The following is a 15327-nucleotide window of genomic DNA, read 5'->3' on the forward strand; positions in this document are numbered from 1 at the left end:
AATTTAATTTTACATCCCTCTCTTTGGCGATAGCAGGAGGTGGTGACGAGAACAACACATTGTTTGATGGGGAGTGAGAAAATGAATGTAGTAAATCAGCGGCAGGCTTTAAAGCGAGCTATATTGAAAGGGATAAACAAACAGGATGCTTACCATCCATTTCCGTGGTACGAATCAATGAGAAGGGAATCCCCTGTCCATTATGATGAAGAAAACCAAGTGTGGAGCGTTTTTCTTTATGAAGATGTGAAAAAAATAATCGGGGATAAAAATGGTTTTTCCAATTATGTGAAGCAGCAAGCGAATTCACTGGGCAATTCAATCATTAATATGGACCCGCCGAGACATACGCAAATTCGTTCAGTTGTCAACAAAGCGTTTACTCCACGGGTCTTGAAGCAGTGGGAATCGAGGATTCAGGGCATTACAGATGAATTAATTGATCGTTTACTTGGAAGCCGGGAGTTTGATCTAGTGCAGGATTTCTCTTATCCTCTTCCTGTCGTTGTGATATCTGAACTGCTGGGCGTGCCTTCAGAGTATATGGATCAATTTAAAAAGTGGTCGGACATTCTCGTAAGCACACCAAAGGATGGCAGTGAGGAAGCAGAAAAAGCTTTTCAGGAAGAAAGAAACAAATGCGAACAAGAGTTAGCGGCGTTTTTTGCCGCCATCATAGAAGAGAAACGGAAAAAACCGGAAGAAGATCTCATCTCGATTTTAGTCAAAGCGGAAGAAGAAGGTGAGAAGCTTTCCGGAGAAGAATTGATCCCGTTTTGTAATTTACTCCTTGTGGCAGGGAATGAAACGACGACCAACTTAATATCAAACGCGATGTACAGCATATTAGACATGCCTGGGGCTTATGATGAGCTCAGGGACGACCCGGCGCTTATTCCTCAGGCAGTGGAGGAAGCCTTGCGTTTCAGGGCTCCCGCACCGATTTTGCGGCGAATCGCCAAACAGGATGTGGAAATAAGAGGGCATCTCATCAGAGAAGGAGATATGGTTTTGGCTTTTGTGGCATCTGCGAATCGTGATGAAGCGAAGTTTGAACAGGCACACATATTTGATATTCATCGTTATCCTAATCCGCATATTGCGTTTGGTCACGGCAATCACTTTTGTTTAGGTGCTCCGCTTGCGCGTCTTGAAGCACAAATTGCTTTGAAAGCTCTGACAAATGCGTTCCCTGGCATGGAACGTATCAGTATATCGCCAATTGCAAACAGTGTGATTTATGGATTAAAGAGTTTTCGTGTAAAAGTTTAGAATTTTCCAGAAACAAAAGACTCAAACTAAGACTGGAGGCTGAAAAATGAAACAGCATCATATCACAATTATTAATATCCCTGCGTATGGCCATGTAAACCCCACACTTGCATTAGTGGAGAAGCTTTGTGAAAAAGGACATCGGGTAACATACGCTACGACAGAGGAATTTGCCCCGGCGGTTCAACAAGCGGGAGCCCGCCCGCTTTTATATGAAACAACCATTTCCGTAGATCCTCAGCAAATTAAAGAATTGATGGAAAAAAACGAAACGCCGCTTATGTTTTTGAAAGAATCGCTTGGAATCTTGCCCCAGCTAGAAGAATTGTATAAAGATGACCAGCCTGACCTTATCGTCTATGATTTTATCGCACTGGCGGGAAAACTGTTAGCCGATAAGCTTCAAGTGCCGGCTGTCAGACTCTGTTCGTCATACGCTCAAAATGAATCCTTTCAGATGGGAACTGAGGAGATGCTCCAACAAGTCAAAGAAGCAGAGGCTGAATTTCAGGCCTTTCTGAAGCAAGAAAACTTACCGGCTGTCTCATTTGAACAACTGGCTATACCAGAAGCGTTTAATATTGTCTTTATGCCGCGCTCTTTTCAGATTAAGAACGAAACCTTCGACGACCGCTTCTGTTTTATCGGTCCGTCTCTTGGAAAACGAAGCGAACAAGAGCGCCTGTTGTTAAAAGAGAAAGGCGATCGCCCGCTTATGCTGATTTCACTGGGAACGGCCTTCAACGCCTGGCCGGAATTCTATCAAATGTGTATGGAGGCTTTTGGGGGGTCTGAATGGCATGTCATTATGTCAGTAGGAAAATCAATTGAGCCTGACAGTCTTGGTGATATTCCTGACAACTTCACGGTCCGCCAGCGCGTTCCGCAGCTGGACGTATTGACGGAAGCTGATGTATTTATTTCTCACGGAGGAATGAACAGCACGATGGAAGCGATGAACGAGGGAGTGCCGCTTGTAGTGATTCCGCAAATGCATGAACAGGAACTCACAGCTCAGCGTGTTGAAGAATTAGGGCTGGGAATCTACCTGCCGAAAGAAGAGGTCAGTGTACCTCGTTTGCAACAGGCGATCGGTAATATATTCTCTGACAAAGAGATTCACAGCCGCGTGAAAGATATGCAGAAAGATGTAAAGGAAGCAGGCGGAGCAGAACAGGGCGCGGCGGAGATCGAAACGTTTATGAAAAAGTCTGTCGTTCCGCAATAAACAATTTGAACCGGCATCTGCTTAAGATTCCGGTTTTTTTACGGAGAAGGGTGTGATGTTATGGAAAAAGAAAATGCGATTTATTTAATTACCGGGGTCATGGCAGCAGGTAAATCTACCGTTGCGCAGCTTCTATCAGAGCGTTTGGAGAAAAGTGTTCATGTACGGGGAGATGTATTTAGAAAAATGATAGTTAATGGCGAGGTGCAAATGTCAGACACTCCCTCAAAGGAAGCGTTGGAACAATTGCTCCTTCGTCACCGGCTGGCAGCTAAAGCAGCGGATATGTATTTTGAATCGGGATTCAATGTCGTTTTGCAAGATGTCATCATTGGTCCGATGTTAGGCGACATGGTGGAGTTTATAAAAAGTCGTCCCTTGTATGTCATCGTCTTGGCGCCTCACCCAGACATAATAGCGGCCAGGGAGTTTTCCCGTCCGAAGAAAGGGTACGGCAAAATAGAGATTCTCTCTCTTGAGAAAGTGTTGCAAACGGAAACGCCGCGGATCGGTTTATGGATCGACTCCTCACATATAACGCCGGAAGAGACAGTGGAAGAGATCATCAGCGGTTTAGATAAAGAAGCGAAAATAACATAGATCGTGAGTTTTCTATTTTTAAAACGAAAACGTAACACGGCTCATCTTTCATGATATTCCCTAATCCGCCTCCGAATCTCGGCAGCCGTTCCCGTCGGATCGTCAATCGCAAATATAACATAACGATATTTTTTATGGCCGTCTAATTCAATGATGACAAGAGGCTCTCTTCGTTCATAGGAAAGAAAATACCATTCATCCGCATATTTATAGCTGCCTTCATATATATGAAGAGGTGAAATTGAGGTTCCGGGCATTCTGAGCATCCATTTGGGTGCATCAAAATAATCGACATTTACACTTTCAATGTTACCGTAAGGCATGCTGATTTTATGTTTGAGAGCCAGAAAAGGATGTAAGCCGGTTAAGAATAAAGTGACTTCTTGCTCGCCAAAGTGAACTTTTCTGCCCATAAAATCAAACCCCCTATTTAAATATTCTTTTTCAGTCCGCACCTGCGGCATTCTCTTAGGAATTTTCCGCTCTTCACTGAGCTTTTAAACAGCGTATAGTCACAATTGTCACAGCGCCCGCTATGCACGTCGGGATATTCATTAAATTCGTAAATAACGGTTGTGTCATATCCTTTTGTTTCATACTCTTTTGCAGTTTCCATCATAAAACCTCCGGTAATCAATTGTCTCAGTGGTTAATATTACAGCAATCGCCCCGTGTATTCAACGGCATGCAAAGGCTTTATTTTTCTTGCTTTTCGAAATAGTTTACGCAACAATATCTTATATTGATAGGAAATTGGATGAGCGAATGAACGGTGTGTTGGATGGTCTCTTTTGATAAAAAGTAATGATAAGGTCCATTCAAATAGGCTGTCGCTGACACTACATACGGGAAGAGGGAACAGCTATGGGAAAAGGATTACTTGGGAAGCGCATTGCCATCGGCGGGTCGCGGAAAACGGAAGAAATCAGCACGCTGATCAAAAAACAAGGGGGAGTGCCTGTTGTTCGTTCTCTTCAAGGGACGGTTTTCTTAGCTGACAAGCAAGTGGAACCCGATTTACGTAGATTTGTTGAAGAACAAGCAGATTGGGTGATTTTTACGACCGGTATCGGTACTGAGACTTTGGTCGACTTGGCAGAAAAAATCGGAGTGAAGGAGCCATTTTTAAAAACGCTTCGAGAAGCGAAAATTGCTTGCAGAGGATACAAAACATTTGCCGCTCTGAAAAAAATGGACATGGTTCCGGCAGCAGTTGACGAGGATGGAACAACCGGAGGGCTGATACGCTCTTTAGAAGCGTATGATTTTTCGGGAAAAAGGGTCATGGTGCAGCTTCATGGAGAAAAGGCGCCGTCGTTAATAGCTTTTCTTAAAGAAAAAGGAGCATCTGTATTGCCGATTTTGCCTTATCGGCATATTCCGCCTGAACCGGAAACTGTGGACTTATTATGCCGTGAACTGATGGATCGTAAGCTTGACGCGGTCTGTTTTACCACGGCGGTTCAGGTCCGTTCGCTTTTTGATTTTGCCAGAGAAAAAGGCAGCATTAATCAAGTCAAGGATGCATTTAAGGAAGACGTCTTAGCGTCAGCTGTCGGCAAAGTGACCGCTGAGGCGCTACGGGAAGAAGGAATCAGCCGATTGCTAGCGCCCGATATTGAGCGGATGGGCGCTATGATTATAGAGCTGTCCCGCTTCTATGAGACGCAGCCGGAAAATTAATGGCTGAGACTGAAATGACACATGGGTAAGCCTGATCGCACGTAAAAAAAACGATTCACTAACGAATTGTCCTGTTTTTTGTAAAAAATAAATAAAGGAGAGGATTTCATTTACATGTAAATGAGGAGAAGCAAGAGAATGTGAAGGGGAGAAAGAGTTAAGCTGGATGGCCAGCCTGTAAAAAAGCCGCTTTCCCAATGGGAACAGCGGCTTTTTGTCTTATGATTGCTGCTTTAACTGCTGGTGTACTGTAAATAGAGACGGATATGTAAGCACGCTTAAAATGACGCACGTCAGCGCGGCTGAGGCCATGGTTGTAAACACAATCAATAATTGAAAGCGCACCGCCTGTATCGGGTCCGCTCCGGCCAGGATTTGGCCTGTCATCATACCTGGAAGCTGTACGAGCCCTAATGTTTTTTGGCTTTCAAGCGTCGGTATCATACTCATTTTCATACAGGAAGTGAGGATATGCTGAATGGATTGCTTAGGTGTTCCGCCAAGTGACAAAATGAGTTGAATTTCCTCTTTGCGCACCGTAATTTCAGAGCCGAGCCGATTTAAAAACAGGCTTGCCAGCACCATAGAATTTCCGATCACCATTCCGCTTATGGGAATAACATATCTGGCGGTGAGCGGAATCACTTGGAGCGCCAGAAGAACCCCTTGGGTGACGATTTCTACAATGGCCAGAGTAAGAAACACTCTCCAAAATGATCCGATCGTTATCTTTTTGCGTTTTACAACATTTTGAGCTGCCACGGCGAGCATTAACAGTACCATTAGAATGATAAATGCCGGGTGGTCCGAGTGGAAAATCAGCGACAAAATATAACCGATCAAAAGAAGCTGAACCGCGGCTCTTATCGTCGCGATGATCATATCTTTTTCCACACCGGCTTTAAATGATTTGGATAAAAATAAAGCGATCAGAACAAAGATCATTGTCAATGAGAGAGAAAGGTAATCCATCACCGGGTGCCTCCCTTCAAAAATTCTCTGGCCGCCTCATGCTTTGGATCAGTAAAAAAGACCCCGCTTTCAGCAGTTTCCAGCACCCGGCCATCGGCCATAAACCAGATTGTATCAGCAACCCTTTTTGCCTGTTCAATGTTATGGGTCACCCACATGACCGTCAGTTTTTTTTCTTTGTGCAATCTGATGATCAGCTCTTCAATCTCTAGGGCCGAAACTGGGTCTAAGGCGGATGTGATCTCATCTAATAATAAAATAGAAGAGGGGTTCGAAAGCGTTCTTGCCAAAGATAGCTTTTGCCGCTGACCGCCTGATAAATCCCGCGCGCTGCGATCTAACAATTCGTCAGAAAGCCCTGTGAGGCGCGCAAGCTCTTCTGGGGTATAGAGCTGTTTTTGATGCAGTTTTGCGGCCAGAGACAGGTTGTCCCTTACGGTTCCGTCTAGAACGGGCGCGGATTGGAAAGCAAGGCTGACTGTTCTTCTAAGTTCACTGATGTTCCAGTCTCTGACCTCCTTCCCATGTATGTACACTTCGCCTTCATCAGGCGTTTTCATTAAATTGCATATCGACAGCAGCGTGCTTTTTCCTGAGCCGGACGGGCCTAAGACCATGACAAAATCGCCTTGCTTCACTTCTCCCGTTATGCCTTGTAAGACCTCAAAGGATGCCCCGTTTTGTTCATAGCTTTTTGTAACTGAAGTAAAGGAAATGGCAGATGTGCCGCTGTTCATAGATGTTTCTTTCATTGATTCATCACCTTTTTTGAGCCTTTCCGTAAAAAAGAAAAGCGAGAATATACATAAATATAACGTGAATTCAGCACTTGTAAAGAGGAGGGAAAGCAGAAATCCGGAGAACACTGTGATATGTTCTCCGGATTGAATATCATCCTATCAGATAGATTGTGCTTTCTCTTTGGCAGCAGCTTTGGGAATTCTTTGCCTGGAGGCGAAGGTGTGTAAAATCATTCCCGTAATGATGAATAACAAGCCTGAAAATGATAGGAGAGATGGGAATGCACCTGATAATAAAATCATTTCGCCAAGCAAGGCAAAAATCACTTCGCCAGATTGTGTCGCTTCAACCGCGGCGAGCTTTTGCGGATGATTCCTTACCATGTCAGTCGCCCAAAAAAATAATACTGTCGCAACAATGCCCGAACTGATGGCGACGATAAAAGATTGAACCGTCTGTCCCATGCTTGGCAGACCGTCAGACCACCAACCGTAAGCAGCTAACAGAAGCCAGAACGGAAGGCTTGCCAATGTCATGCCAAGCACCCTTTGAAATGTATCAAGCTTCCCTCCATATTTGACGAGCATTTTTCGATTTCCAAGCGGATAAGCAAAAGCTGCGATGACAACAGGCAATACACTGAAAAGCAGCATCTTGGCAGATAGAGATTCCGCATGCTGAAGCTGGATGATCCCCGCCCCGAGAAGAATGATAAAAGACGTCATCAGGGCAGCGAGCGGAATCTTTTGCCGCACAAGCTGCGGACCGCCCGGAAGGTCCTTTGTTTCATAAAAGAAAGGGGATAAAAGCACACCGGCCACAATGGTAATCTGCCATGTCCCGGCTACCAGCCATCCCGGTCCGAATGCAGCGGCAAAAGTTATCGGAGCGTAAAAAAGCACAAAGCCTACAAAACTCCACTTGAGCCAAAACAACGGGTGTTTGCGCATTTCTTTTAAAAGAGGCGTTAATTTCCCCCTCATCATGACGATGAATAATAAAAACGGAACCATAAAAATAAAGCGTAAAGAAGCGCTCCAATACCAGCTTCCCCCGGAAAGCTCCATCGCTCTGTTCAAAACAAAAGTAACAGCAAAGAAAAGTGAAGCCAATATTCCTACTAATATCGCTTTCATAATATCCCTCATTTTGGCATGATATTTTTTATACTATACTATCCGCAGAGTCTTATCGCAATAAGTTGTCAGAAAGTTATCGTGTTTTGAGAGGTTTTAGAAGTGGAATGAAAAAAACAGGAGGCGATTAAATGAAAACAGACACATTTTTTCTGCAAGACGGCGGTAGCATTCCGAATCATCCGGCCCTTCCGCTCGTTATTTACAAAGAAGCTTTAAAAGGCCGGCTGGAGCAGGCGGAGCAAATCGTAAACCAAAACCACTGGACAAACAGCTGGGCAGGGGGCGTATTTCAACAGCACCATTACCACAGCAATACCCACGAAGTGCTTGTGGTCATAAAAGGAAGCGCCACCATTCAATTCGGCGGGGAAGAAGGAGTCAGCATCAGCGTGCAGGAGGGGGATGCGGCGGTGATTCCCGCAGGAACGGGGCATAAGAATATAGACTCAAGCTCAGATTTTACTGTTATCGGGGCTTACCCGGACGGCCGGCAGTACGATCTGAAGACAGGAAAACCGGGAGAGCGCACAGAAGCGATAGAAAGAATCAAACGAGTGCCGCTTCCAGACCGAGATCCAATAACGGGAAAAAGAGAGCCGCTCCTTGATATTTGGCAGAAGGCTTAAATTTATTTTTTGTAAATATATAGTATTTTAGAAACGTTATAACTCAAGCTCCATATAAATTAATTTCATAAACGAAACAATTCACGTTCAAATTTTGTTCAAAAAGTGTTATCATATAGAAGTAAATATAAATTGGGTTTTTTAAGTTTGCTATTTTCAGAGGGGAAAAGGGATTTTGACTTATTCAATTGTTTTTAGGAGATAAAAATAATACTGAATATGGCAAAGTGAAAAACTGGGTAGGAAACATTTATTTTTGCAGATGATTGTGCATAAATTCACAATCCTTCTTCTCATGCCCTGAAAGGCGTGGGATTGAGAGTGTACTGCCCTTTCCAAAAAAAATCAGCACATCGCTTATAGTAAAGGAGAATCGGATATGCCAGAAACAATCGATCAAACAAATGTATCTGTTAGCCAAGGTCAACAAGATTTAATTGATCAGCTGTTAAAACCAGAAGTTCAAGAATCATTGACTGCATTAGTAGACCAGCTTCCAAAACTGACTGAGTTGGTGAACATTTTGACGAAGTCATATGATTTCGCACAGTCAGTTGCGACTGATGAAGTATTGAAGAGCGACACAGTGGGTGCGCTTACAGAAATTCTTGAGCCTGTAAAAGAAACGGCTAAAGAAGTAGCTGCAACAGCAATTGAAGCAAAAGACCGCGCGGATGAAAGCAATGAAGTCATCGGACTTTTCGGTTTGCTCAGAATGCTGAAAGACCCTCAGGCTCAGAAGCTGTTCCGCTTCGCTCAAAGCTACTTGCAGGTCATGTCTGAACGCGAAAACCAAAAATAATATACGTAGATTAATTTGAATAAAGGACGGAGGATTTACGATGTCAAAACATATTGTCATTTTAGGCGCTGGCTACGGCGGTGTCCTATCTGCTTTAACAGTTCGCAAACATTACAGTAAAGATGAAGCGCGAGTAACAGTGGTTAACAAATACCCGACTCATCAAATCATTACGGAATTACACCGTCTGGCAGCAGGCAACGTTTCTGAAAAAGCGATTGCTATGCCGTTAGAGAAGCTTTTAAAAGGAAAAGATATCGATCTTAAAATCGCAGCTGTAAACTCTTTCTCTGTTGATAAAAAAGAAGTGGCTCTTTCAGACGGTTCTTCATTAACGTATGATGCGCTTGTTGTAGGACTTGGAAGCGTAACAGCTTACTTCGGCATCCCAGGACTTCAAGAAAACAGCATGGTGCTTAAATCAGCTGAAGATGCGAACAAGATTTACAAGCATGTTGAAGACCGTGTGCGCGAGTATGCGAAAACAAAAAATGAAGCTGACGCAACGATCCTTATCGGCGGCGGCGGGTTAACTGGTGTTGAACTTGTCGGTGAACTTGCTGACATCATGCCGAATCTTGCGAAAAGCTACGGCGTAGACCCTAACGAAATTAAGCTGAAATTGGTTGAAGCAGGTCCGAAAATCCTTCCTGTGCTTCCTGACGACTTAATCGAACGCGCGACTGCAAGTCTTGAAAAACGAGGCGTTGAGTTCTTAACAGGTCTTCCTGTTACAAATGTGGAAGGAAACGTTGTTGACCTGAAAGACGGCCAAAAAATCGTGACAAACACATTTGTTTGGACTGGCGGCGTACAAGGAAATCCATTAGTGGGCGAATCTGGCCTTGAAGTGAATCGCGGACGCGCTACTGTTAATGATTTCCTTCAATCTACTTCTCACGAAGATGTATTTGTTGCCGGAGACAGCGCGGTTTACTTTGCGCCGGACGGCCGTCCATACCCGCCGACAGCGCAAATTGCTTGGCAAATGGGTGAGCTTATCGGTTACAACCTGTATGCTTACTTAGAAAACAAAACGTTAGAAACGTTCAAGCCGGTAAACTCCGGTACACTTGCAAGTCTTGGCCGCAAAGACGCGGTTGCGATCATTGGAGCAAACGCTACGCCTCTTAAAGGTATGCCTGCTTCCTTGATGAAAGAAGCAAGTAATGTACGTTATTTAACACATATTAAAGGTCTTTTCAGCTTGGCTTACTAAGTCTTACAAGCTGTCTGTAGACATTGCCGAAAAGCGCCCTTTCTGGGACGCTTGGAGGTAATGTCTTTTTTTATTTTTAGGCTGTGTTAAATGTTAATGTTGATTATTAGATAAAAATAAAGGAACCCACCTAATGGTTCCCAATCCTGTTCAACTAACCTTACTTTAAAAGGAATATACAGATTTTAACTTTCTGCCGATAAAATTAGCAGGTACAGGCATTAGTTCTAATTCTCTTGCCCAAACAGAAAGTTGACCGATATGGTGAATTTCGTGGGCAATTATATGATGTAATATTTCATTTTTAGTGTATTCATTTTCATCCCAGGGAACCGTTACAAATCCATCGTGTATTTCATGTGTATTAGTCTTTAAAAATTCAACTATTTCATATCGCAATGTATTTGAGAGAGTTATAACCCTCGCAAGAGTCTTATCATCATCAAAATTAAATACCACATCTTCTTTACCCTGAATACCACGAAGCCAACTATATTCAACGTCGATAATGTGAAAAAGAGTGTATAAAATACTGCCTACTCCACCTATGCGGTCTTTTAACAACTCTTCTGTTGTTAGTTGATTGCACCAGTGAAACCATTCGTCTCTAACCTGCCAGTTATACTCAAAAAAATTTATCATTATAAGCACTCCAATATTAAATTATTTATCCAATTAGACTATTATCTCTAAAACTACACACTACATTTTCCAAATCGGACAACGTGTTCGGATGCACAATGAGGACACTCAAAACCTTCTTTGAAACGAGTTTCTCTCATTTCGTTGATTAGACGACCGCCAAAAGACGATGAAGGTTCAACATAGCGTTTTACCCATGGGTATGTGATAGTTTGTCTATGTGGCTTAATAAATTGCTCAACCTTACACCCAGAATGTTCGTTCTTATAATGATTATACCAAGAATTTAGATGTCAACATTGTATGGTGAAAAGTAATTATGCCAATAGCGTTTTTAGGTTCCAAAAATGAGAGCGTTAACAATTTATTTGTAAATAGAGATTGAAGTTACAGGAATAAACAGGTAAAATGAAACCAACCAAAATGTTAACGTTAACATTTTGGCGCAAAATATAATAGAAAGACGGTGAGAAGATGAAATCATTTATGGACGAACAATTTCTGCTTAATAATGAAACCGCTGTCAATTTGTATCAAAACTATGCAAAAGAGATGCCGATTATTGATTATCATTGCCATTTAAGTCCGAAAGAAATCTATGAGAGTAAAAGATTTAACAATATAACGGAGGCATGGCTGTACGGAGATCATTACAAATGGCGGATCATGAGATCGAATGGCATTGAAGAAAGATTTATTACTGGTGATGCATCAGACGAAGAGAAATTTATGGCGTGGGCGAGGACGGTGCCGATGGCAATTGGAAATCCGCTGTATAATTGGACTCATTTGGAACTGCGCCGTTTTTTCGGAATTTATGACATACTTAATGAAAAAACGGCTCCCGCCATTTGGCAGCGCACAAACGAGCTTCTTCAAGGCGAAGGTTTTACAGCCAGAGATTTTATCACAAAATCAAATGTAAGAGTGATATGTACGACGGATGATCCCATAGATTCATTGGAATATCATCTTTCATTAAAGGAAAGCGGCGAATTTCCTGTCAAAGTTGTACCCGGATTCCGGCCGGATAAGGGACTTGAAATCAACCGCGAAGGCTTTCTTGAGTGGGTGCAGGCGTTAGAACACGCAGCAGCCTCTTCCATTACAGACTATGATGGCTTTTTACAGGCTTTAGAGAAACGGGTTCGTTTTTTTCATTCAGCAGGCGGGCGGGTATCCGATCATGCGATTGACTCGATGGTTTATGCAGAGACAACAAAGGATGAAGCGGGCACTATCTTTTCTGCGAGATTGCAAGGAAGCGGAGTCTCTTATGAGGATGAGAAGAAGTTTAAAACGTATACGCTTCAATTTCTCTGCGGGTTATATACTGAATTAGACTGGGCGATGCAATTTCATATCAACGCGCTGCGAAATACCAATACGAAAATGATGAAAAAATTAGGACCGGATTCCGGTTATGATTCTATGAATGATGAAAAAATCGCCAAGCCTCTGTACCGGCTCCTAAACTCCGTTGAGGAGAAAAACCAGCTGCCAAAAACGGTTTTGTATTCCCTGAATCCCAATGATAACTATGTTATCGCCAGCATGATCAACAGCTTTCAAGACGGCGTGACACCGGGGAAAATTCAGTTCGGCACGGCATGGTGGTTCAATGATTCAAAAGACGGTATGACCGAACAAATGAAAGCGTTATCAAACGTAGGCCTTTTCAGCCGGTTTATTGGGATGCTGACAGATTCAAGAAGTTTTCTTTCATACACGCGCCATGAATATTTCCGAAGAATTGTCTGCAATCTGATCGGAGAGTGGGCGGAGAATGGAGAGGCGCCGCTTGATGCGGAGCTATTGGGAGGAATTGTCCAGGGAATTTGCTATAACAATGCAAAAGAGTACTTCCGCTTTTGAAAATACTCATCCATTTGAGGTGACTTATGAGCCAGATAGTTATAAATACGGATGCATCTACTCATGTCAAAGAAAAAAAGCTGAGTTTGAAAGAGAAGGTATCCTACGGTTTCGGTGATTTTGGGAACGGATTTATGTTTGATCTGGGGCAAATTTATTTATTGAAATTTTTCACGGATGTCGCCGGCATTCCGGCCGTATATGCAGGAAGTATTTTTTTAGTCAGCAAGCTGTTTGCGGCCATTACCGATCCGATTGTCGGCTCAGCTATTGATTACAGAAAAAATATCGGGCCAAGAGGTAAATTCCGGCCGTATCTGTTATTCGGAAGCATCGTGCTTGCGGTTTTGACCGTCTTGATTTTCGTTTCGCCGGATGTCTCCATTACATGGAAGCTTGTATATGCGTACGCGTCGTACATGCTGTGGGGGGTGGCTTATTCGTTTGTCAACATCCCGTACGGTTCGCTCGGCGCGGCGATTACACAGGATGCAGAAGACAGGACCGCTCTTTCAACGTTTCGCCAAATTGGTTCATTGGGCGCCTTGCTCATCACGAGCGTGATTGTTATTCCGATTCTCGTACAGTTCGACAATGTGCATATCGGCTATCCAGTTGTGATGGGAATGATGTCTGTTATTGGCGTTGCCGGCTTTTATATCTGTTATCGAAATTGTAAAGAGAGAATTATCGTACATGAAGCCCCGAAGGAGAAGTTATCTTTCACATCCGTTGCGAAAACGTTTATCATCAATAAGCCATTGCTGACTCTAGTACTAATGACGATTTTTTCTATCTCCGCTTATAACATCAAATCAGCGATGCTTGTGTATTTTGCCCAATATAATCTTCATAACGTTCAATTAATGTCATATATGAGTTTTATCATTATAGGCTCGTCCTTCTTAGGTGTTGTTTTTCTGCCAAAGCTTGTGAAGCGGTTTGGAAAAAAACAAACGGCCATGATCGGCTTTTCCATCAGTATTGCGGCTGATCTCGCTAATTTCTTCCTGCCTGCAAATGTCTATCTGTTTACCATTCTGGCAAGCATTGCATTTATCGGGATCAGTATTCCCAACGGCATAACGTGGGCGCTTGTCTCTGATATTATTGATTACGGCGAATGGAAATCAGGGGTGCGGAAAGAAGCCACCACCTATTCGCTGTTTAATTTTTCGCGAAAGCTTGCACAATCTCTGTCGGGGTTCCTTTCCGGCGTGGGTCTGAGTCTCATTGGGTATGTGCCGAATGCCGTACAAACCGCTGATACGCTGACGGGGATTAAAGGGCTGCTTCTTTTATATCCGGCGATTGCTTTAACATGCGCGATGCTGATTATCGGGTGGATGTACAAATTAACCGACAGACAGCATGCAGAGATCATTAAAGAGTTAAACAGCGCCAAAACACATTAAACAAAGTGTTAGAGGCTGGACGTTGATGATACAATATGATTAAAATCGCAGCAGGCTAAATAAGGAAGGGAAACAGATGGTAACCATAAAAGATATCGCAAAACTCGCAAACGTATCCCACACGACCGTTTCCAGAGCGCTGAATGACAGCCCGTACATTAAAGAGCATACAAAGAAAAAAATCCTTGACCTCGCAACACAGCTGAATTACACGCCAAATGTCAATGCCAAAAGTCTTGCCATGCAGAAATCCCACACCATCGGGCTTTTCTTTACAAGCATCACAAACGGCACCTCACACAGTTTCTTCGCCGATACCATTAAAGGCGTAAACCGTGTCATCAGTGAAGAATATAATCTGTTTGTGCGGGGAATTGATGATCTTAAAAGCTACGACACCATTAACCATATCAGATATGACGGCATTATTTTGATGAGCCAGAGTGATATTGACAACTCGTTTATTTACCATATTCGAGAAAAAAACATCCCGCTTGTCGTCCTGAACCGGGATATTGATGACAGAAGCATTACGAACATTTTATCGAATGATAAAGAAGGTTCTCAGCAAGCAGTCGAATACTTTATTAAAAACGGCCATAGAGATATCGCAATTATTGAGGGAATCGAGGGCTTTAAGTCGTCCCAGCAGCGTAAAGAAGGCTATTTGTCAGCGTTAATTCGCCATCATATTCCGATCAATCATGAATACAGTGTAAAGGGACAATATGATATGGAAAGCGGATTTCAGGCGATGGATAAGCTGCTGGCGCTTCCGCATCCTCCCACGGCAGTCTTTTGTTCAAATGATGACATGGCCATTGGAGCGATGAACGCCATTTTCGCGAAAGGGCTGCGTGTCCCTGATGATATATCTGTTATCGGATTTGATGACATTGGTTTTTCTCAATATATCACGCCGAGGCTCTCAACGGTCAAACGGCCGGTTGAAAATATAAGTGTACTCGGTGCGGAAAAAATTTTAGCGCTGATTCACGACCCGTGTCTCAAGAGCGAAAAAATATTCGAAAACACCGAGTTTATAGTAAGAGATTCGGTCAGAAAACTTACACAGCAATGACCCGTTTACAAGCGGGATTCCTTATACGCGAA

The 15327-nt window shown here is 43.2% G+C and carries 16 protein-coding genes and 1 pseudogene; 10 read left to right on the forward strand and 7 right to left on the reverse strand.

Annotation, left to right across the window (positions count from 1 at the left end; all coding sequences use genetic code 11):
* The first annotated feature begins 81 nt into the window (after nucleotides 1-81).
* Genes AAHT65_RS13410 through AAHT65_RS13420 form a run of 3 tightly spaced genes read left to right on the forward strand, consistent with a single transcriptional unit; the run spans nucleotide 82 to nucleotide 3100 of the window.
* A complete protein-coding gene (locus AAHT65_RS13410; RefSeq protein ID WP_343310360.1) occupies nucleotides 82-1272 on the forward strand; it encodes a cytochrome P450 in 1191 nt (396 codons plus the stop codon).
* Between the two features lie 46 nt (nucleotides 1273-1318).
* Nucleotides 1319-2500, forward strand: coding sequence for a macrolide family glycosyltransferase (locus AAHT65_RS13415; protein WP_343310361.1), 1182 nt, complete (start codon nucleotides 1319-1321; stop codon nucleotides 2498-2500).
* A 60-nt stretch (nucleotides 2501-2560) separates the two neighbouring features.
* Nucleotides 2561-3100: an AAA family ATPase gene (locus AAHT65_RS13420; protein WP_199680418.1), complete on the forward strand. Its 540-nt coding sequence runs from the start codon at nucleotides 2561-2563 to the stop codon at nucleotides 3098-3100.
* Nucleotides 3101-3141: 41 nt separating this feature from the next.
* Here AAHT65_RS13420 and AAHT65_RS13425 read toward each other — a convergent pair whose 3' ends face one another.
* Nucleotides 3142-3513 carry a hypothetical protein gene (locus tag AAHT65_RS13425; RefSeq protein ID WP_088116960.1) on the reverse strand — a complete coding sequence of 124 codons (372 nt, stop codon included), beginning with the start codon at nucleotides 3511-3513 and terminating at the stop codon, nucleotides 3142-3144.
* Nucleotides 3514-3530: 17 nt separating this feature from the next.
* The gene (locus AAHT65_RS13430) at nucleotides 3531-3716 is read right to left on the reverse strand and encodes a hypothetical protein (RefSeq protein WP_003327494.1); all 186 of its coding nucleotides are present in this window, start codon (nucleotides 3714-3716) and stop codon (nucleotides 3531-3533) included.
* A 248-nt stretch (nucleotides 3717-3964) separates the two neighbouring features.
* Between AAHT65_RS13430 and AAHT65_RS13435 the strand changes: the two genes are divergently transcribed.
* Entirely contained in the window at nucleotides 3965-4783 is an 819-nt protein-coding gene (locus AAHT65_RS13435; RefSeq protein ID WP_343310362.1) for a uroporphyrinogen-III synthase, read from the forward strand.
* 219 nt (nucleotides 4784-5002) lie between these two features.
* Here AAHT65_RS13435 and AAHT65_RS13440 read toward each other — a convergent pair whose 3' ends face one another.
* The 3 genes from AAHT65_RS13440 to AAHT65_RS13450 all read right to left on the reverse strand — a co-directional run bounded on the left by AAHT65_RS13440 (nucleotide 5003) and on the right by AAHT65_RS13450 (nucleotide 7632).
* On the reverse strand, nucleotides 5003-5755 hold the full coding sequence (locus AAHT65_RS13440; protein ID WP_343310363.1) for an ABC transporter permease: 753 nt from the start codon (nucleotides 5753-5755) through the stop codon (nucleotides 5003-5005).
* Nucleotides 5755-6507 carry a phosphate ABC transporter ATP-binding protein gene (locus tag AAHT65_RS13445; RefSeq protein WP_106047402.1) on the reverse strand — a complete coding sequence of 251 codons (753 nt, stop codon included), beginning with the start codon at nucleotides 6505-6507 and terminating at the stop codon, nucleotides 5755-5757. The genes AAHT65_RS13440 and AAHT65_RS13445 overlap by 1 nt, the downstream gene beginning before the upstream one ends.
* Before the next feature lie 147 nt (nucleotides 6508-6654).
* Nucleotides 6655-7632 (reverse strand): multidrug resistance efflux transporter family protein, encoded by a 978-nt coding sequence (locus AAHT65_RS13450; protein ID WP_343310364.1) that lies wholly within the window; start codon nucleotides 7630-7632, stop codon nucleotides 6655-6657.
* Between the two features lie 131 nt (nucleotides 7633-7763).
* Here AAHT65_RS13450 and AAHT65_RS13455 point away from each other — a divergent pair, with 131 nt between their 5' ends.
* The 3 genes from AAHT65_RS13455 to AAHT65_RS13465 all read left to right on the forward strand — a co-directional run bounded on the left by AAHT65_RS13455 (nucleotide 7764) and on the right by AAHT65_RS13465 (nucleotide 10282).
* Nucleotides 7764-8261, forward strand: a complete 498-nt coding sequence (locus AAHT65_RS13455; protein WP_063637536.1) for a cupin domain-containing protein — start codon at nucleotides 7764-7766, stop codon at nucleotides 8259-8261.
* 379 nt (nucleotides 8262-8640) lie between these two features.
* A complete protein-coding gene (locus AAHT65_RS13460; RefSeq protein WP_088116965.1) occupies nucleotides 8641-9063 on the forward strand; it encodes a DUF1641 domain-containing protein in 423 nt (140 codons plus the stop codon).
* Between the two features lie 40 nt (nucleotides 9064-9103).
* Entirely contained in the window at nucleotides 9104-10282 is a 1179-nt protein-coding gene (locus AAHT65_RS13465; protein WP_088116966.1) for an NAD(P)/FAD-dependent oxidoreductase, read from the forward strand.
* A gap of 165 nt (nucleotides 10283-10447) precedes the next feature.
* On the opposite strand, the gene AAHT65_RS13470 is transcribed toward AAHT65_RS13465, so the two are convergent.
* Together AAHT65_RS13470 and AAHT65_RS13475 are read right to left on the reverse strand one after the other, a co-directional pair.
* Complete coding sequence (locus AAHT65_RS13470; protein WP_094231832.1) at nucleotides 10448-10924, reverse strand: DinB family protein; 477 nt, start codon at nucleotides 10922-10924, stop codon at nucleotides 10448-10450.
* Between the two features lie 65 nt (nucleotides 10925-10989).
* A pseudogene (locus AAHT65_RS13475) lies at nucleotides 10990-11177 on the reverse strand (IS1595 family transposase); the annotation flags it as partial.
* A gap of 221 nt (nucleotides 11178-11398) precedes the next feature.
* Between AAHT65_RS13475 and uxaC the strand changes: the two are divergent.
* From uxaC to AAHT65_RS13490, 3 genes are all read left to right on the forward strand, one after another.
* Nucleotides 11399-12799 (forward strand): glucuronate isomerase, encoded by a 1401-nt coding sequence (uxaC, locus tag AAHT65_RS13480; protein ID WP_343310365.1) that lies wholly within the window; start codon nucleotides 11399-11401, stop codon nucleotides 12797-12799.
* A gap of 26 nt (nucleotides 12800-12825) precedes the next feature.
* The gene (locus tag AAHT65_RS13485) at nucleotides 12826-14214 is read left to right on the forward strand and encodes an MFS transporter (RefSeq protein ID WP_343310366.1); all 1389 of its coding nucleotides are present in this window, start codon (nucleotides 12826-12828) and stop codon (nucleotides 14212-14214) included.
* 76 nt (nucleotides 14215-14290) lie between these two features.
* Nucleotides 14291-15295 (forward strand): LacI family DNA-binding transcriptional regulator, encoded by a 1005-nt coding sequence (locus tag AAHT65_RS13490; RefSeq protein WP_106271829.1) that lies wholly within the window; start codon nucleotides 14291-14293, stop codon nucleotides 15293-15295.
* The last annotated feature ends 32 nt before the right edge of the window (nucleotides 15296-15327 follow it).

The organism is Bacillus atrophaeus (genome assembly GCF_039519175.1).
GTDB lineage: Bacteria > Bacillota > Bacilli > Bacillales > Bacillaceae > Bacillus > Bacillus atrophaeus.